This window comes from Paenibacillus glucanolyticus NBRC 15330 (genome assembly GCF_004000885.1).
Taxonomy (GTDB): Bacteria; Bacillota; Bacilli; order Paenibacillales; family Paenibacillaceae; genus Paenibacillus_AQ; species Paenibacillus_AQ glucanolyticus.
This window is the reverse complement of the sequence record NZ_BIMC01000023.1, coordinates 14,176-33,718: the sequence shown is the minus strand read 5'-3', so window position 1 is coordinate 33,718 and position 19,543 is coordinate 14,176. Positions and strand designations below refer to the sequence as shown.

Genomic DNA, 19,543 nt, shown 5'->3' with positions numbered 1-19,543 from the left:
TGATGTTCTGGTATTCTGCTTGCGAAACTGGCTTGGGGGTGTTTCGAGGATGAGAAGGTATAATGTGTGGCGTCCGATCATGCTGATTGCGGTTGCGCTGCTTACGAACGGCTTGGTTTCGAACCTGGCTGCGGTGTTCGGCATGTCGCCGGAGTCGGCGAGCAATCTCGGTTTTATTGCCATGATTATTGCCGCATTTGTCATGTATAACCGCATGATGAAAGTTCGTCGTAAATGAATAATAATTCAAGCTACAGGATGGATGACATCCTGCTCAAGCACCTTGCCGAGGTGCTTTCTTTCAGGATATGGAAGCTTGCGGGTGACGAAAGGAATGGAAGTAGGAGTTTTGGTAATGTGTCTCATTCCGACGACCTGTATTTTTGTACAAAAACAGAATGTAAACAGTAGGCCTTAATACTTAACGCAGCCATAACAAACAAGCCCAAATACAAATGTGGTAGAATAAAGTCTATTTATTTTTTTCGAAGTTTAGTTGATATTATATCCTCCTCGCTTTGTGTATCACATCACCTGTAACCCCCGTGTTATCTATAAAAACTGTTATATCAACATCGTGTTGAGAGCGGTTACCTAAGTCTTCTAAAATTGGGATAAAACATGTCTTAAACGTTTCACCGCGGCACAGATGCAGTTTGACAGAATCCCCCAAATTTATGTTGAAAAGGGTCTGTTTTATTAATATATTGTAAATAGCACGAATCTAGTATTCGGGCATATATACCTAGGAGGGTTATCCTTAATGAAAAAAGGGGTCATATCTTTAATCAGTTTGGCGTTATCTGTCACAATGCTGGCAGGTTGCGGCGACAAACCAGCTACAGAACCAAGCGGCGGTGCAGGAGGAGACGCACCTAAAGCGAACTTTAAGGTTGGTATGGTTACGGACGCGGGAACCATTGATGACAAGTCGTTTAACCAGGGAACATATGAGGGCATTGTGAAGGCCAATGAGGACTTCAAAATGGAGTATAAATACCTGAAGCCTGCAGGAACAACAGAAGCTGACTACACCAAAGAGATCGGAAACCTGTACGATGCCGGATTTAAATTTATCGTAACCCCGGGTTTCAAATTTGAAACAGCCGTGTTCAAAGCACAGGACAAGTATACAGACGCTAAATTCGTTATTATCGACGGAACGCCTCATTCAGGAGAAGAAGGCGCAGCCCCGGTAGTTAAAGAAAATACGGTATCGATCTTCTTCGCTGAGCATGAAGCTGGCTTCCTGGCTGGCGTAGCGACTGCGCTTCATGTGAAGGATGGACAAGCCGGATTTATCGGCGGCATGGAAATTCCGCCTGTACAGAAGTTCAACTGGGGCTTCCAGCAAGGTGTGACTTATGCGAACGATAATCTCGGAACAAAATTGGTTATTAACAAAGAAAACGTGGTATACCAAGGAACTTTCGACGATGTTGCAGCAGGTAACCAATTGGCGGCTCAAATGTATGACCGCGGTGTCAATGTCATTTTCGCGGCAGCTGGCGGCGTAGGTGTTGGTGCGATTAACGAAGCGAAGACCCGCGTTCAGAACGGCAAAGACGTTTGGATCGTTGGCGTTGACGTTGACCAGTATCAAGATGGCGTTTACGAAGGCGACAAGTCCGTCGTTCTGACTTCCGCTGTTAAGAAAATTGACCAAGCGGCTTACGATATGATCAAAGCGGAAACCGAAGGTAAATTCCCAGGTGGACAAACACTCACACTGGATGCTACCAATGACGGTGTCGGTCTTCCTGAGAAGAACCCGAACCTGAGCGAAGACATCCTCAAGCAAGTGGATGATGTGTTCAACAAGATCAAAGCCGGGGAAATTAAAGTAGCCGGAGAGCAAGGCGAATTGATTAAGTAATTCAAGACAACAAGAGCATTAGCAGAGCGTGGATAGACTTACTTGAAAAGCAGCGATACCGCATGAAAAAAAGACGGATTCCCTTCCGTCTTTTTTTAAGGTATTAGAAATAATAAGTTATTTCAGCGAAGCGTAAGCAATTCTGTAATCGCAATTATATGTTTTGGGGCCCCCGCAAAGTATTTGGAACAAGCATCGAAGCATAGGCTCCACTTTGTGGGGCTATTTTAGGTATCAGACCGTATCACCGGCGCAAGCGATTGCATCCTGATATTGAATAGAATCAGAACTATTTAACTGCGATCTGGCTGTTTGGAAGTGAGTCGATCCGCGTTTTTTTTAGCAATTTTTGAACACAGAAGATATTTAACCAAGAAGAAGGAGAGGACCCTAAACCATGGACTATGTTGTCGAGATGGTGGGCATCCGCAAGGAATTTCCGGGGATTGTGGCCAATGACGATATCACGATCAGGCTGAAGAAGGGCGAGATTCATGCTCTGCTTGGGGAAAACGGAGCGGGCAAGTCAACCCTGATGAGTATCCTGTTCGGCATGTATCAGCCTGACCGTGGCACGATCAAGGTCAACGGCAAGGAAGTGCGGATTTCCAATCCGAATGTGGCAAATAAACTCGGAATCGGGATGGTGCATCAGCATTTTAAATTGGTCGACCCGTTCACAGTGACCGAGAATATTATTCTGGGCAGTGAGACGCGCAAATATTACTTTGGCCTGGATGTAAAATCCGCTGCCAAGCGGGTGGAGGAATTGTCCAAACGATACGGCCTCAACGTAGACCCTTACGCCAAAATCGAGGATATCTCGGTAGGTATGCAGCAGCGGGTAGAAATTCTCAAAATGCTGTACCGCGATGCGGAAGTACTCATATTTGACGAGCCAACCGCGGTGCTGACGCCGCAGGAAATCGAAGATTTGCAGGGCATCATGAGAAATTTGGTCAAGGAAGGCAAATCGATCATTCTGATCACGCATAAATTGAAAGAAATTAAAGCGGTTGCGGACCGCTGTACCGTCATCCGCCGGGGCAAAACAATCGGCACCGTCGATGTCGCGGACACCAGCCGCGAGGCCATGGCCGAAATGATGGTGGGCCGCAGCGTCTCCTTCAAGGTAGACAAGCAGGAGAGCAGCCCGGGTAAAACCGTTCTTCAAATTCAGTCGCTCACAGTGAAAAACAGCAAGAAGGTTGATGCACTCAAAGGCTTTAGCCTGGATCTGCATGCCGGAGAGATTGTGGGCATTGCGGGCGTGGATGGCAATGGCCAATCCGAACTGATCGAAGCCATCACCGGTCTTCGGCAAGCGGAGAGTGGAACGGTAAACCTGAACGGCAAAGCGTTGAACGGCCTATCTGTCCGTCAGCGGAATGAGAGCGGGATCGGTCATATCCCGGAGGATCGCCAAAAAAGAGGACTTGTTCTGGACTATACAATCGAAGAGAATCTGATTCTCGAGGTGTATAACAAGCCTCCTTACTCCAAGAATGGCCTGCTTCAGCCTGCCGCGATTCGCAAGCATGCGGAGCATATCATCCAGAGCTTTGATGTACGGTCAGGAACGGGCGGCCGGTCGATCGTGCGTTCAATGTCCGGGGGTAACCAGCAAAAAGCGATTATCGGACGCGAGGTTGAACGTGATCCCGATCTGCTCATTGCGGTCCAGCCGACCCGCGGCCTTGACGTAGGCTCGATTGAATACATTCACCGTCGTCTGATCGAACAGCGTGATAAAGGGAAGGCCGTTCTGCTGGTTTCCCTGGAGCTTGATGAAGTGCTGAACTTGTCGGACCGGATTGCCGTTATAAATAACGGTGAACTGGTAGGTATCGTCAAAACCTCCGAAACGAACGAAAGAGAGCTCGGGCTGATGATGGCCGGGTATCAAAAAGAGGAGGCACCACATGAATAACAGCGTAAAATCGTTGCTTGCCGTCCTGTTCGGACTCATCGCGGGGGCACTGCTTATGGCGCTGACCGGTCATAATCCGGTAGAAGGGTATAAGTATCTCATCCAGGGTGGACTCAAGAACCCGGAGAGGATCGGAAATACGCTGGCGACGGCAACTCCGCTTATTCTGACCGGTTTGTCGGTAGCCTTTGCCTTCCGTACCGGACTGTTTAATATCGGTGCAGCGGGACAAATGCTGTTCGGCGGCTTTTGCGCGACGGCAGTTGGTCTCTCGCTGGATCTGCCGCGTGCCCTGCTCCTGTTGGTGATGGTGCTGGCCGGGTTTATCGGCGGTGCGCTATGGGCGGTCGTTCCCGGTTTTTTGAAGGCCAAATATAACGTGCATGAGGTCGTGTCCACCATCATGATGAACTGGACGGCCTACTGGACCGTTTATTATGTCATTCCAGCTTATTTCAAAGGGACAAGCCTGGAGACGGAATCTCGCCAGCTTCCGCCGGATGCGATGCTGCATCAGCAGTGGCTCAGCGATATGTTCCAAGGCTCCTATGTCAATCTGGGCTTTTTTATCGCGGTCATCGCCGTATTGATTGTAGCTTTCCTGATTAACAAAACGACGCTGGGATATGAGCTGAAGGCAGTTGGGTTCAACCGCCATGCGTCCGAATATGCGGGGATTGCCGTAAAACGCAGCATCGTCCTGTCCATGTTCATCTCCGGGGGGCTCGCGGGCCTTGCCGGCGTTGCGCAATATGCGGGGAATGCATCCAGCATGCAGATCGGCGTGCTGCCAAGCCAGGGATTCGACGGCATCGCTGTTGCCCTGCTCGGAATTAACGCGCCGCTCGGCGTATTGGTGTCGGCCTTGTTCTTCGGGATTCTCTACTCGGGCAGAGGGTTTATGAATGCCATGACGGAGATTCCGCCGGAGATTGCCGATTCGATCATCGCTATTATTATCTATTTTGCAGCAACCAGCATCTTGATCGAACGTCTTTACCGCAAATTGAAGCTGCGTCGTGCGGCAAATAAAAAGCAGGGGGAGTAAGGACATATGTGGACAACGATTGAACAGATTTTTCCGTATGCCATCGCTTACACGATCCCGCTTTTGATTACCGCCTTGGGCGCGCTGTTCAGTGAACGAAGCGGAGTCGTGAATATCGGCCTTGACGGGTTGATGATTGTCGGTTCTTTCATCGGAGCTTTTGTTATTTTCAAAATGCAGGCGCAATGGCCCGGCCAATCGTGGGTATTATGGGTAGGGCTGTTAGCAGCGGCCGCAGCGAGTGCGCTGTTCTCTCTGCTGCATGCCTTTGCCAGCATTAACCTCAGTGCCAACCAGATCATAAGCGGAACGGCGATCAACATGATTGCAGGCGCCTTGACGATTTTCCTGGCCCGCAACATTACGGGCAGCGGCAAGATCAGCATCACGAATGGTTTCGCGCCGTTCGATGTGCCTTGGCTGTCGAAGATACCGATCATCGGAGATTTATTTTTTACTAAAACCTATGCTACGACCTGGTTAGTTCTGTTGGTGCTGGTGCTCAGTGCACTGGCATTGTACAGAACACCGTTCGGCCTGCGACTTCGGTCCTGCGGTGAGCATCCGCATGCGGCGGAAGCAGCAGGGATTAAAGTCCAGTCCATGCGGTATGTCGGCGTCATGATCTCGGGGGCTTTTTCCGGGCTTGGGGGAGCTGTTATCCTGTTGACGTATTCTGGCGAATTTACGGGGAACGTTGCGGGACTAGGGTTCCTTGCCTTGGCTTCGCTCATCTTCGGACAATGGAAGCCGCTTGGCATCCTGCTGGCGACCTTGTTCTTCGGGTTTGCCACGACGGTAGCCAACGTATCGCAGGTCATTCCATCGCTGGCGGTGTTCCCACCGGTTATTCTTAAGATTTTCCCTTATGTGGTGACACTAGTCGCTTTGGTTATTTTCTCCAAATCCTCGAATGCGCCGAAGGCGGTAGGGGAGCCGTTCGATTCAGGTAAACGGTAACGTATACGCAAGGAAATGTAACATAAGTAGAACCTCTGATATGCTTATCCAGATTATGGGTTAGGTCTATCGGAGGTTTTTTTACATAGGGCATACTTTATGTTAGAACTCCCCAAACATATCTGTTATATATAGTTAATAAGGCTACAAAATTTAATAGAATAGAGGAGTGAAAAACCTGAATGCACATTCGATTACATAAGTACCAAAAGCATCTCAGCATGCTTTTGGCCATCGTGATGCTCCTGAGTATCCTTGTTCCTTTCAGTCCCGTGAAGGTTGCGGAGGCTGCTCCCCACAATGATCAGGTTGTCATCAGCCAGGTATACGGGGGAGGGGGAAACAGCGGAGCGCAATATAAGAATGATTTTATCGAGCTGTTCAATCCAACGGGCAGTCCAGTTGACCTCACAGGCTGGAAGGTACGTTATGCCAGCGCAGCCTCGGGTGCATTTAACGGTACAACCTCTTTAAACGGCATTATGGAGCCTTATACCTATCTATTAGTCCAACAGAGTGGTGGCACAACAGGGAATGCTCTGCCGACACCCGATGTTCTAGGATCGCTTAATTTAAGCGGCAGCAACGGAATCGTGGATCTGGTGAATGCGGCGGGAGATCGTATCGATCTCATTGGTTATGGATCAACTGCAATAGAATCTGAAACGAATCCAACGGCAGTTTTGTCCAACGGCACGGCAGCAATTCGCAAAGAATTGACCACTGGTCAATCGGATCGTGGTCTTGATACGGATAACAATGCAGCGGATTTTATCGTTGCGACGCCGGATCCGCGTAACAGTGCAGCTCCTGCAACACCGGTCAATCCGGGGAATGGACTTGGCCTGGTAACGGCTAATCCAGGACCGAATGCTTGGCCAGCCGGAACGGAGATTACGCTAAGTCCTCCTACGGTGGGAGCTTCCGTCTATGCGGATGTGTACTTGTCCGGCGGGAATGGGTCCGGCTTCCAGCTCATCAATAACCCAATTGTGATCAACGAGCCAACACGAGTGGATGCGTACGCAGCCCAGGACGGCCAGCCGGATGGACCGGTAACCTCGTTCCAATACGATGTTTTAACGCAGAAATCCGTTACGGAAGCCCGCAGCAAGGCAAAAGGCGAGCATGTGTGGACGGAAGGCATCATTACGCATATTGAAGGCAGAGAAACCTATATTCAAGACGACGCGGCCGGTATCGTGCTTTATGACTACCCGCTGAATGCTGGTGTTGGCGACCGGGTCAGTGTGGCAGGCGTGATGGAGATTTACAACAATCTTCAGGAGATCAAACCACACGCCTTGCTGCCGAACAGCGTAACGGGCACCCAAGTGGGATTGCCGCAGGCTCTCCCAATCACCGGGGCTGACCTGTCTCCAGCTACAGGAGAGACATACGAAGCAAGGCTCGTCTCCCTGGAGGATGTAACCATCAAGTCGGAGAACAAGCCGGGTGAGTATACAGCCGAACAGGGCGGGCATGAATTCATTATCTATTCCGGCTTGTCCAAGCTGAAGACAGTTAAATCGTTCAGCCTCGTTACGGGTGTGGTGAAGCAGTTCGGAAGTATTTATGAACTGATCCCCCTGGGTGAGGATGCCTTAATCGAAGAGTTATTCTCTGTGATGGCGAGCCCGGGTGCCGGACCGATTGTTACCGGCGGAAAGGTAACGCTGTCCAGCCCTACGCAAGGTGCAAACATTTATTATACGCTGGACGGATCGGTTCCGACGACATCCAGCACGCAGTACAGCTCGCCAATTCCAATTGACCGTGATACGACTATCAAAGCGATTGTTGTTTCTGGTGTGGATGTAAGCAAGGTATACGAATTTGCCTACAAGGCTACACAGCAGCCGCGCATTGCGGACATTCAGGGGGAAACCCATGCCTCGCCTTACAACGGTCAAACCGTAAAAGATATCGAGGGTGTTGTCACGCAGTACGGCTATACTTTCTCTAACGGCAACATCAAAGGTTTTTATATTCAGGATCCGAAGCCGGATTCCAATCCGAATACCTCTGATGCGATCTTTGTGTATTCTACGGATCCAAGCCGGCCTCAGATCGGAGATTTGGTCAGCGTCACCGGTAAAGTGGCCGAATTTAACGAAGGAAGCTCAAGCAATCTGACATCGACTCAAATTGAGCTGCAATCTTTGAAGAATCTAGATCAGGGTCAACCACTGCCGGAGCCTGTTACTTTAGGTAAGGGTGGACGTCCGATTCCGGCTGCCATTATCGATAACGACGGGATGACAGCATTCGAGCCGCAGGAAGACGCTATCGATTTCTATGAGTCCCTGGAGGGTATGCGGGTCAGACTTCCGCAGCCAACCATCATTAGTCCGTACTGGACAAGCAGCGGAACGTACAATATCGCGACCCGCGTGGAAAATCATATAGCAGATGTGATTACGCCGGCTGGCGGTCTCGTTCTGAAAGAACAAGGGAATTTCAATCCGCAGCGCCTTATTATTGCCTATGGCAATCCAGGACAGGAAGTAAGCACCGGGGATACGTTTGCTGATGATGTGATCGGTGTGATCGGATACAACAGCGGCAATTTCAAGGTGATTCCGGGCAAAGGCGAATTGCCTGCAATTAACAGCAGCCCATTTCAACAAGAGGTATCCACCATTGATGTGAATGCCGAGCAGCTTCGGGTGGCGACATATAATATCGAGAACTTCTATCCGGGCGTAGGCTCCAGCAAAATCAACAAGCTGGCCGAGTCGATTGTTAGCAGCATCAAGTCCCCGGATATTATCGGGCTTGTAGAAGTGCAGGACAACAACGGTGAGCAGAACAATGGAACCACCGCAGCAGACTTAAGCTACGATGCTCTGATTAAAGCCATTAAGGCAGCGGGAGGCCCAACCTACAGCTTTACCGACATTGATCCGGTTAATAATAATGACGGGGGAGCGCCGGGAGCCAACATTCGTGTCGGATTCCTCTACAACCCGGACCGTGTTCAATTATCGGACAGTGTAAACAACAAAAAAGGCTCTTCCACGGATTTCGTGGCCTATGATGCAGCTAAGGATCAGCTGACCTATAATCCAGGCAGAATTGATCCGCAGAATCCTGCATTTAATGCCTCACGCAAGCCGCTGGCCGCGCAGTTTGAATTCCGGGGCGAGAAAGTGATTGTGATTGCGAATCATTTTAACTCGAAATCCGGGGACCAGGGACCATTCGGAAATACGCAGCCGCCGGTTCTTTCCAGCGAAACGCAGCGCCATCAGATCGCGGCTGTCGTTAACGGATTTGTTAAGAGCGTGGTAACCGCAAATCCGGACGCAAACGTTGTTGTTCTGGGCGATTTGAATGATTTCCAATTTACGCAGACGGCAACGATATTGAAAGGGAATGAATTAGATAACCTGATTGATACGCTGCCGCTGAAAGAGCAGTATACGTACACGTATGACGGAAATTCGCAGGTGCTGGATCATATTCTGGTCAGCAAGAACCTGACCCGTTCTACGCAAGTCGATGTAGTGCACCTGAACGCCGATTTCCCGGCTTCTAAGGGCCGCGTATCGGATCATGATCCGGTTGTCGCGCAGATCGATTTGCAAGGAGAGGCCGCTAACGGGTTCCCGCTTACGATCCTGCATACCAATGACACGCATGCCAATCTGGATACCACAAGCTCTCCGAACAACGTTGCTCGCCGGGTAACGGCAATTAAAGAGGCGAGAGCGCATGCGGTCAATCCACTGCTCGTGGATGCGGGGGATGTATTCTCCGGCACACTCTATTTCAACCAATACTTGGGACTTGCGGATCTGGAGTTCATGAATATGGTTCAATATGATGCTATGACCTTCGGGAATCATGAATTCGATAAAGGATCCGAAGTACTGAATGATTTCATTGAGCATGCGAAGTTCCCGTTTGTTTCATCGAACGTGAATTTCTCAGCCGATGCTATATTAAGCCAAAAGTTCAAGAATGAAGTAGCCCGGGATGCCAAGGATGCAACCATCTACCCGGCCATCATCATGGAGGTAGACGGTGAGCAGGTCGGCTTGATCGGTCTTACGACCGAAGACACGGCAAACATCGCTTCCCCTGGAGATGTTACCTTTGATGATGCGGTGCAAAAGGCAAAAGACACCGTCGCGATGCTGAAGAATGAAGGCATCAACAAAATCGTTGTGCTGTCGCACCTCGGTTATGACGTGGATGTCAACCTGGCGAAGCAAGTTGAAGGCATCGACATCATCGTGGGCGGTCATAGTCATACCAAGCTGGATCAGGCGGTTGTAGACCGTTCGGACAGCGAGCCGAAACTGATCGTGCAGACAGGTGAAAAAGGCCAATTCTTAGGCCAGCTGGAGGTCGTATTTGACAACGAGGGCGTTCTGCAGGAGTGGAACAGCCGCCTCATTTCGGTTGACGAGAAAAACAGCAAAGGCGAGTATGTCATTCAGCCGGATACAGAAGCACTTGCCATTTTGAATGCCAAGTACAAACCTGGCGTAGATCAGTTAAAACAAACCGAGGTTGGTACAACGGAAGTGAAACTGAACGGCGTCCGCGCCGATGTGCGCACGAAGGAAACGAATCTCGGAAATCTCATCGCGGACGGAATGCTGAATGCGGCGCAAACAGCCGGAACGAATGCGGTCATTGCCTTGCAGAATGGCGGCGGAATTCGCGATTCGATTGGAGCCGGTAAAGTTACGATGGGTGACGTAATGACCGTCCTGCCGTTTAACAATGATCTCGTCACCATCACGCTGACGGGCTCCGAGATTAAAGAAGCGATGGAGAACGGGGTTTCCAAAACCCCGGCCGAGGATGGACGCTTCCCGCATATTGCGGGCATGAAGTTTATCTACGATTCAACCAAACCGGTTGGATCGCGCGTACTGCGTATCGAGGTGAAAGGCAAGAACGGCTACGAGCCGATTGATATGAACAAATCATATGAGGTAGCGACAAATGCATTTACCGCTAAGGGCGGCGATTTCTACGCTTCGCTCGAAAAGGCATATTTGGAAGGGCGCGTGAACCTGCTCTATATGCCTGACTATGAGGTATTCTCGAATTACGTGAAAAAAGTAGGCACCATCACGGACAAGACCTCGGCCGTCGAGGGTCGGATTACAGACCTGAAAGGAGCGCCGCTTCCTGGCGGGCCAGGAGAGCCTGGGACAGGCAACCCTGGGAACCCGGGCACGCCTGGAACTCCAGGACCAACGACGCCTCCAGTGAATCCTACAAACCCTGGCACGACGCCACCGGCGGAAGCAGGCAAGGTGAAGGTTCCGGTTAAAGTGGAAAATGGCGCGGCAGCAGGCTCCGTAACCGGAGCGGCTATGAAGGAAGCGTTGAAGCTGCCTTCAGACGGGAAAGTCACCATTGAGGTTACAAGTGCGCAGCCTATAGAGTCTTCATCCATTACGATTGAGAATGAAGCGCTGCGGGCATGGCTTGATCAATCAAGCGCTCAAGTGCTGAACGTGGTCACTCCATACGGAAGCTACGAGCTTCCGAAGCGGGAGATCAACCTGCAGGCTCTGGCAACTCAAGCTGGATCGGATATAAACAGTATCCAGCTGGTCATTCAACTTGCCGTGGATTCGAATGCTCTTAAATCGGCAGCCTCCAAAGGACATAATGGGCTGCAAGCCGTAAGCTACACGGTAACCGCAACGTCCGGCAGCGGCAAAACCATCACGCTGGATAAGTTCCAATCGTATGTGAAGCGGTCCCTGAATGTTGCCAAGACCTATCGTTCCTCCGAAATTGCGGTTGTTCGGGTTGACGGAACAGGCAGTGGATACACGCCGGTGCCGTTCAAGGTGAATGGTCAACGAATCGATATCTACAGTCAAACGAACAGCACGTACCTGGTTCTTCTGAACCCGGTAACGTTCCAGGACATGGGGACACATTGGTCCAAGGGAGACGTTGAATCCCTTGCAGCCAACATGATCGTGACCGGACGTTCAGAGCAGAACTTTGTTCCGAATGCTCCGATAACCCGAGCCGAATTCGCGGCACTGGTAGTCCGGGCGCTGGGCCTCACGGCCGACGCTAAGGCAGTGGCTTTCCAGGATATTGCGTTATCCGACTGGTATGCCGGTGAGATCCAGGCGGCAGCCGATGCCGGCATCATAACCGGATATTTGGACGGCAACTTTAAGCCGAATCGGGACATTACACGCGAACAGATGGCGCTGATGGTATACAAAGCTATGGACTATGCCGGATACCATCAGGCAGACGCGGCAAAAGCCCAATTCGCCGACGCGTCCTCGATCAGCGCATGGTCGCAGGCAGCTGTATATGAATTGGCGGGTCTTGGTATTCTGAACGGGGATCCGAAGCTGCGCTTCAATCCTCAGTCCAGCGCAACCCGAGCCGAAAGCGCCGCTGTGCTTCATCGCATGATTCAGGATTTGACGTATGTAAAATAAACATGCAGTGCATGCGGCTTATGGAGATTGGATGTTCACATCAGTGTTCGTGTTCCAATAAGCGGAGATATTGGTTGGCGAGAAAGAGCTGCCCCTCAGGGGCAGCTCTTTTTTTTAGTTCGTAAAAGCAAAAACAAAATGTGACCGATCCACGTCCATAACTGTGTTAAGGGTAAAAGGAGGTCTACACGCGATGCAGATGGATTCGCTCCGGCCGGGCGGAGATTTTACGGAAACCTATGAATTATATGGCAATATGCTTTTTAAAATAGCGATGGTGTACCTTGGGAACAAACAGGATGTAGAAGAAGCTATTCAGGAAACATTCATCAAATTGATGCATAAAGCGCCTGAATTCAGCGACCAGGAGCATAAGAAGGCTTGGCTGATTCGGGTGATAACCAACTATTGCAAGAACATGCAAGGAAGCCTGTGGCGCAGGCGGGTAACCAAAATGGAGCATATGAACGATTATTTTGCTGAGCCATCTGAACGGATGCTGATGGACCATGTCATGAGTTTGCCGTTCAAATATAAGTCGGTCATCCACCTGTTTTATTACGAGGATTATTCTGTTAAGGAGATTGCCGGGATATTGCAGATTAACGAATCCGCGGTCAAGATGCGCCTTCAGCGCGGCAGGAAGCTGCTGCGAATGGACTTGGAAGGAGAGGACGATTGATGAATCGGAATGACTATAACCAATTGATAGATCAAATAGAACCTGACCAAGGATTGGAGGAGCGGCTTATGAATGGAATGAAACAGAATGGGCGCCAAACGCCAAGAAGGAACCGGATGGGGATGGCTGGTGTTAGTGCGGCTGTCATGCTGGGTGTGGTGTTGGTTATTTCGCTCATGTTGAATGGAGAAGATGCTCCAGTTGTCAGCAATACCCCGGTGACTCCCGGGACCGGAGAGAACACGACACCGATCGCTAAGGTCGGTCATGATCCGGTGATCATTCCGAAGATTGAGCTTCCGGGCGAGAGCAACGTCGAAGCCGACATGATCGGTTTGGTTGTATACCAGGGCAATATCTACACCCAAACCGGCACGCGAATATCGCCGGAAACCGCCAAGCAGCTGCGGGGCGACAAGCTGGGACGGTCCCAATCGGGCATTACGGAATGGAGTTCCCCCGACGATTATACGGAACTCGCTTCAACAATAGGAGAAATGGACATTTACTCGGTAAAAGGGTATGACTTGGATTTTAGAATCATGTCCTATGTAGAGCATGATGGGGAGATCTACGCTGAACTGTATGAGCATTTGAATGGGATTACGGTGACCAAGGGCGAGGACTTGATAGGCAAGCTGAATTTAAGGGATCGAATGACATCGGTAAAATGGCAGGATTTTGATAGCTGGAACATGGGGGAGAACAAGCTGCACGATTTTTCCGGCGAGTCGGAGGTGCAAGCCTTCGTCGAGGCCTTGTATGAGGCGAAGCCGATTGCGGCCGATCCTCTATTCGAGCAAGGGATCTACGAGACCGGATCGGGAGAACAGAAATTTCTGTATATTAAGCTCCAGGACGGAACGGAAGTCCAGTTAAGATTGTTCAGAGACGGGGAATATGTAAGATACGCAAACGCTCCTGTATTCTTTCAATTGGATGCCGAGGCTTTCACGGCGCTGTGGGAACGGATGGAAGAGTAGGGCGTTTGTTCAGCGCAATGGCTTCTTCTTATTCGCGTGCCGTCGATGAAGAGCGATGACCTTTTACGAATGCACTCGGCGTCATACCAAAATACCGGGTAAAGGCGCGGGAGAATGTAAACAAATCCGAATACCCCAGAGATAAAGCGGTATGCGTGATGCTGGTTCCCTCAGCGGATAACAGGCGGGTCGCTTTCTCCATAATGAGCTGCTGCATGTAGCGGGACGGAGAGATACCATATCGGCGGGTAAACGCACGGGTGAAATGACTGCGATGCACACCGGCCCACGCAGCAAGCTCCTCCACAGATAGGTTCTCTGTGCAATAAAGCTTCATATACCCGGGAACGGATTCGAGCCAATCGGAAGCAGACGAAGAAGCCGGATGTCGCTGGTTCCGGTTCGGATCGATGCTGTGGATCAATTGGAAGCCCAGCGACATCAGCTGAAGGCTGTGATCCTGTTGGGGCTGCCGGAGCAATCCCTGAATTTCCTTGATGACAGCCAAGGCATCGTCCCTGAAGGCATTTTGACGATAGGGCCGTTCCGGACATAAATCGACATGCTTCAATATGGACGGCATCAACTCGCCCATAAAGGCCGTCCAGGTGATCATGGTAGACGGCTCGTCGCAGTCCTTGACATACGTATAGACCGAGCCGGGGAAGAGGCAGAACAGATCGCCTTCCGAGAGGGAGACGCTGCTGCCGTCCCATCCGAACCGCACCTTGCCGCTGGCAACGAAATGTATACTATAAAATTCGACGGACCGGGGACCGACTTTTTCGGTGAAAAAGGGGTGGGATCCGGATTTGAATATCCATAATCCCAGTTGGGTCTCAAAGTGAGCCGAGTTGTTAAAGTATTCTTCTCGGGATGGCCGTTGGTTCACTGTCATGCTTTTGCTCCCTCCTTCCAGCTAAACAAGATCACTTCGCTTGATAATGCTAATATGCAACATATTGTATAACGATTGCAAGGATTGGACATTCCGTGTTGATCCGCGACAGGGTACGATATGAGGAACAAGTCGAGCATAGCCGAGGTGAATGGAGATATGAAACAACCGAATTTTGTCGTCGTTTATTGTGATGACCTAGGCTACGGGGACCTTGGATGTTATGGTTCGGATTCCGTGAGAACCCCGCATCTGGACGGATTGGCAGATGAAGGCGTTCGTTTTACGAATTGGTATTCGAATTCCCCTGTCTGCTCTCCGTCACGAGCCTCTTTATTGACAGGCAAATATCCGGTCCGAGCGGGAGTCGGTGAAATCCTGGGGGCAAAGCGCGGTTCCCATGGGCTGCCTGCCGCCGAGGTGACGTTGGCCAAGGCGCTTAAGCCTGCCGGGTACAGGACGGCACTTTATGGAAAATGGCATTTGGGCCTGTCCAAAGAAACCAGCCCGAATGCGCATGGGTTCGATGAGTTCTTTGGATTTAAGGCAGGCTGTGTCGATTTTTACTCGCACATTTTTTATTGGGGGCAAGGTCATGGCGTCAATCCCCTGCATGATCTATGGGAAAACGAAACGGAGGTTTGGGAGAACGGCAGGTATATGACCGAACTGATAACAGAACGCTCGGTTGATTTCATTAAGCGGTCACGGGAGCAGGAGACTCCGTTCTTCTTGTTTGCGTCGTACAATGCGCCCCACTATCCGATGCATGCGCCGCAGGAATACATGGAACGGTTTGCGCATTTGCCATGGGATCGGCAGGTGATGGCCGCCATGATTGCGGCGGTGGATGATGGCGTCGGAGAGATTGTGGAGGCGCTGAAGGAAGCCGGCTGTTATGAGGATACGGTCATCTTTTTCTCCAGCGATAATGGGCCGTCTTCCGAGAGCCGTAACTGGCTGGACGGGACGGAAGACATTTATTACGGCGGGAGCGCGGGGATCTTTCGGGGGCATAAGGCAAGCCTGTTCGAAGGTGGAATCCGCGAACCTGCCATACTGAACTGGCCGAACGGATGGGAAGGCGGACAAGTGCGCGATGAGGTCGCGGCCATGATGGACATCGTTCCGACCTTCTTGGATCTGGCGGGCGTCGATCTGGCGGCGGGACCGCTTCAAGGGATTACCCTGGATGGGAGCAGCCTGAAGGAGATGCTGTTCAGGGGCAAGCCGTCACCGCATAAGCAATTGTTCTGGGAGTATCAAGGTCAACTGGCTGTCCGGGAAGGCAACTGGAAGCTGGTGCTGAACGGAAAACTCGATTTCGATCGCGTGGTTCCGGATCAGGTTCATCTGTCCGATCTGTCCAAGGATCCGGGAGAGCGATCCAACCTGGCGGACCGTTATCCCGAGATCGTGGAGCGCCTTAGCCGGGATGTACGAGTCTGGTATGAGGAAGTGCAAAATCAAGGATCTTAAGCGTGGATTAGGGCATATCATCTAAGACTTAGCGATTATGCAAAAAAGCCCCGGTCTCCGGGGCTTTTTCATGATGTATTGGTGAAAAGTATTGCAATTTCAGGCAGCTTGGACCCTTAAAAAGGATTCAGCACATGGTAGAACACGTTCGGCGAAGCCATCCGGTAATAATGGCTGCACCAGCCGACACCCTTGTGGTTGCCGCGGTGGGTCGTGCTGAACACGAGCCGTTCCTGCTCGAGTTCTTCGATTCGTGCCACTCGCCCCTCGGCGTATTCCAGAATGCGGAACGACGCAGTGTCCAGGCGGGTGATAACGCCGCCATAGCGGATGTCGATGACCTCCCAGCCGAAGGGCTTAAACATGCGGTGCCACTGCGTACGGTGGGCGAGACGCAGCTCCTGGACAGCTCTGGAGATGGCAGGCAGCACGTTCTTGGCCATATGTCTTAGGGTATCGTTATCCTTGGCATCATAAGCTTGTTTCAGCAGGATACCGATCTCGCTCTTGCGTTTGAGGACAGCACTCAGCTTCTCCGGCATTTCAAAGAGGTAATCCAGCTCTGCGCGGCTGTTGCGTTTCCCGCGTATGCTTTGCTCTAACTCGGCATAGTGGTTCGCCAGATCCAGGCCTTCAATCTGCTTGTCGAACATCCCGAGAAGCACGTCCTGATACAGCAGAAATTTCGAAGGATTGCTCTGTTTGGCGTTGTTGGGTTCCTGGCCGGGAATCTCGTCCAGATCCTTCAGTTGCAGGAAGGTTTCCATCTCGATGCCCGTACAGAACTTCACCCGCTCCGCTAATTGCGTCCGGGAAGGCTTCTCTTCCGAATAGGCATGCTCGGCATAGAGCTGGAGGCCAAGCAGGGCTGCAAAGGGATTTCCTTCGTTGCCATCATCGCCCCACATCGTGGCGTATACCTCACGGATCCCTTCCTGCTTGCACACTTGCAGCGCCACATCGGAAGCGTTCAGGGACAGACCGTAGTTTACGCCGAACGTGTTAAAAATCCAGACTGCTCCCGCAAACACGAGATTGCAGCCGAGCGGCCGATGATTGGCAATCACCTTTTCGTAATCCTCCGGCTCCATATGGGTATAGTCCCAGTACACCATGTCCACATCCTTCGGAATCTGGCGGGCCATTTCCTCCGGAATCGAGGCTTCCTTATCGTAATACGCCGCATCACCGCCTCCTCCGGAAGCGAGCTTCAGGAACATGTCGCTCCACATCATCGGTTTCAGGCCGCGCCTTCGAACGGCTGCCAGAACCTTCTCCAGATGCGATCATAATATCGAAGCGGCTCACATAGCCGTTGTGATCCAAATATTTGCCTCGTCCAAGCTCCTCTGCTTCGTCCATGCCAATATGAATTTTCTTGCTGCGAAAAGGGGCACTTGCAGCCTCGATCATTCGTTCAATCAGGGCATCCGTTTGCTCGCCGCCAACAAGCAGGGCACCCTTTGTATCACGGTAATGCTTGATGGGCTCCCATTTCAGAAACTCCTCCAGGTGCGCCAAGGTTTGAATGCTTGGAAAAGCCTCAATGCCGAACTGGTCGGCATAATCGTCAATTTCTTTTAGCTCCGCCTGTGTGTAGCGGCCGCGCATGTATCCGAAATAGGGCTCGCCTTCGATCTCGTAGGTATCCTCCATGTATAACATCACGCTGTTCATTCCCATCAAGGCCATCTTGTTCAGCATGAGTTTAAAGCTGTCCACCGTGAGCACGGCGTTCCGGGACAGGTCAAACATTGGGCCGATCTGGTCAAATTGCTGGTTCTCTTGAAGATGGAACGTATCGCTATGGCGGCTAAGTTGAATGAGCAAGCCGAGCCCCCGGAAGAATTGATGCTTTCTGCCGTAACGAATGTAAGCTCGCGTATGTTCTCGTCCGACTTGAAGCTCGCCCTCGGACAATGCTACCTCAACCGTGACTCCGCCTTCCCCAAGTTCTACGCCAAGTTCGTCTAGCAGCAGCTGCGCACCGGGCAGTATATCCGATACAGCACCCGCGAAACGAAATTTCATATGAAATCCCCCTGCATCCAAGATTTTGCAAACATTAAACATTATATCATTATAATGTTTAATGTTATGGGAATCGTTGAGGGAAATCAATCCTAAGTTTTGCGAACACTAGTGGTATGGCGGCATAACTCTCTAAAATTTTGCGTAACCATTGCTTGTGTTAAGAGTTAATATATATATGAACAGTAAATATTAGAGCAAAAGAGAAGTCTCTTATGCTGCGGCAGTAGCTAATAAGTCCTATGCTGGGGTATTAGCTAATTCCTATGCTTGATATAACGTCACATATCCTAGACAGCGGGTAAAACAGCATGGGGATCATTCAACAGATCATCCGGATCATCATCAAAACATTATTATCTAGAAATTCATTAGTCTTGCAAAGTAACCACACATGGGGGATCTATATGAAAAAAATAATCGTAATCTCATTTCTGATGCTGACCATGATTCTGGCATCAGCTTGTTCTCGCAACGAGGAACCTGAAACCATTCCAGACAAAGCAAATTCCGATGCTCCTTCCGGATTCAGCAAAACATCCGTGATGATGGATAAAGTATATACAGATGCCGAGGAGGAAAATGGATGGTGGGTTGTCCCAAGGGATGCTGACACAATAACCATTTATGTGGAGGCACAGCATGCCGACACTGTGTTATTCTGGTCATCTCCTACAGGAACGGAGGTTGGCAAGGAACGGAAACTCATAGGGTATGATAGTGATGGAGAAGACGGCTGGTCTTTGGTATGGGATATCAAGGACCAATCACTCCATAACCATGTAGATGTTCAGGCTCTAGGCATCGATGGTGTTTCATTAGCCACCGAGACGTTTAATGTGCACACCTTAGAGGAATAAGACATGTCAACCGTTCAAGAAACGGAAACTGCTGAAACGGTTCAATAAGATTGAAGGGGAATCAGCCATACAGTCGCTGTTTCCCTTTATTTGTTATAGCTAGATACTGCTGGATAGAGCTTGATTCAAGCTGAAAAATACTTTTTAAAAACAGGTCAAAATGTGGTTGACGACCTTGAGATGCGATACTACAATAAGAAATGCAAACGTTTTCATTGAAATCGCTTTCATTTCATGTTCCAGCACTAGATATCGGAGTGATTCTTCCCCAATTGTCAGTAATTGTCGTTCCCTGAAACGATGGAAGCTTAAACTCATTAATGCAAGCGTTTGCGCAAAGAATGGCATCAGAA

The 19,543-nt window shown here is 50.5% G+C and carries 11 protein-coding genes and 1 pseudogene; 10 read left to right on the top strand and 2 right to left on the bottom strand.

The features are described 5' to 3' along the window. The first annotated feature begins 49 nt into the window (after positions 1 to 49). From PGL02S_RS24135 to PGL02S_RS24100, 8 genes are all read left to right on the top strand, one after another. Positions 50 to 238, top strand: coding sequence for a hypothetical protein (locus PGL02S_RS24135; RefSeq protein WP_006207700.1), 189 nt, complete (start codon positions 50 to 52; stop codon positions 236 to 238). A 525-nt stretch (positions 239 to 763) separates the two neighbouring features. Then, positions 764 to 1,876, top strand: coding sequence for a BMP family lipoprotein (locus PGL02S_RS24130; protein WP_006207702.1), 1,113 nt, complete (start codon positions 764 to 766; stop codon positions 1,874 to 1,876). A gap of 397 nt (positions 1,877 to 2,273) precedes the next feature. After that, a complete protein-coding gene (locus PGL02S_RS24125) occupies positions 2,274 to 3,806 on the top strand; it encodes an ABC transporter ATP-binding protein (protein WP_006207703.1) in 1,533 nt (510 codons plus the stop codon). Next, positions 3,799 to 4,854: an ABC transporter permease gene (locus PGL02S_RS24120; protein ID WP_006207704.1), complete on the top strand. Its 1,056-nt coding sequence runs from the start codon at positions 3,799 to 3,801 to the stop codon at positions 4,852 to 4,854. The genes PGL02S_RS24125 and PGL02S_RS24120 overlap by 8 nt, the downstream gene beginning before the upstream one ends. Positions 4,855 to 4,860: 6 nt before the next feature. Beyond that, a complete protein-coding gene (locus PGL02S_RS24115; RefSeq protein WP_036636412.1) occupies positions 4,861 to 5,814 on the top strand; it encodes an ABC transporter permease in 954 nt (317 codons plus the stop codon). A 182-nt stretch (positions 5,815 to 5,996) separates the two neighbouring features. Then, positions 5,997 to 12,257 carry a 5'-nucleotidase C-terminal domain-containing protein gene (locus PGL02S_RS24110; protein ID WP_036636414.1) on the top strand — a complete coding sequence of 2,087 codons (6,261 nt, stop codon included), beginning with the start codon at positions 5,997 to 5,999 and terminating at the stop codon, positions 12,255 to 12,257. 193 nt (positions 12,258 to 12,450) lie between these two features. After that, complete coding sequence (locus tag PGL02S_RS24105; protein ID WP_036636417.1) at positions 12,451 to 12,939, top strand: RNA polymerase sigma factor; 489 nt, start codon at positions 12,451 to 12,453, stop codon at positions 12,937 to 12,939. 68 nt (positions 12,940 to 13,007) lie between these two features. Then, positions 13,008 to 13,922: a hypothetical protein gene (locus tag PGL02S_RS24100; protein ID WP_235187289.1), complete on the top strand. Its 915-nt coding sequence runs from the start codon at positions 13,008 to 13,010 to the stop codon at positions 13,920 to 13,922. Positions 13,923 to 13,950: 28 nt separating this feature from the next. Here PGL02S_RS24100 and PGL02S_RS24095 read toward each other — a convergent pair whose 3' ends face one another. Then, positions 13,951 to 14,820 (bottom strand): AraC family transcriptional regulator, encoded by an 870-nt coding sequence (locus PGL02S_RS24095; RefSeq protein WP_036636421.1) that lies wholly within the window; start codon positions 14,818 to 14,820, stop codon positions 13,951 to 13,953. Positions 14,821 to 14,979: 159 nt separating this feature from the next. Between PGL02S_RS24095 and PGL02S_RS24090 the strand changes: the two genes are divergently transcribed. Next, positions 14,980 to 16,299: a sulfatase-like hydrolase/transferase gene (locus PGL02S_RS24090; protein ID WP_036636423.1), complete on the top strand. Its 1,320-nt coding sequence runs from the start codon at positions 14,980 to 14,982 to the stop codon at positions 16,297 to 16,299. Positions 16,300 to 16,415: 116 nt separating this feature from the next. Here PGL02S_RS24090 and PGL02S_RS24085 read toward each other — a convergent pair. Next, positions 16,416 to 18,330: pseudogene (locus PGL02S_RS24085) on the bottom strand (family 20 glycosylhydrolase). 407 nt (positions 18,331 to 18,737) lie between these two features. On the opposite strand from PGL02S_RS24085, the gene PGL02S_RS24080 reads away from it, so the two are divergent. Next, positions 18,738 to 19,190: a hypothetical protein gene (locus tag PGL02S_RS24080; RefSeq protein ID WP_006207713.1), complete on the top strand. Its 453-nt coding sequence runs from the start codon at positions 18,738 to 18,740 to the stop codon at positions 19,188 to 19,190. The last annotated feature ends 353 nt before the right edge of the window (positions 19,191 to 19,543 follow it).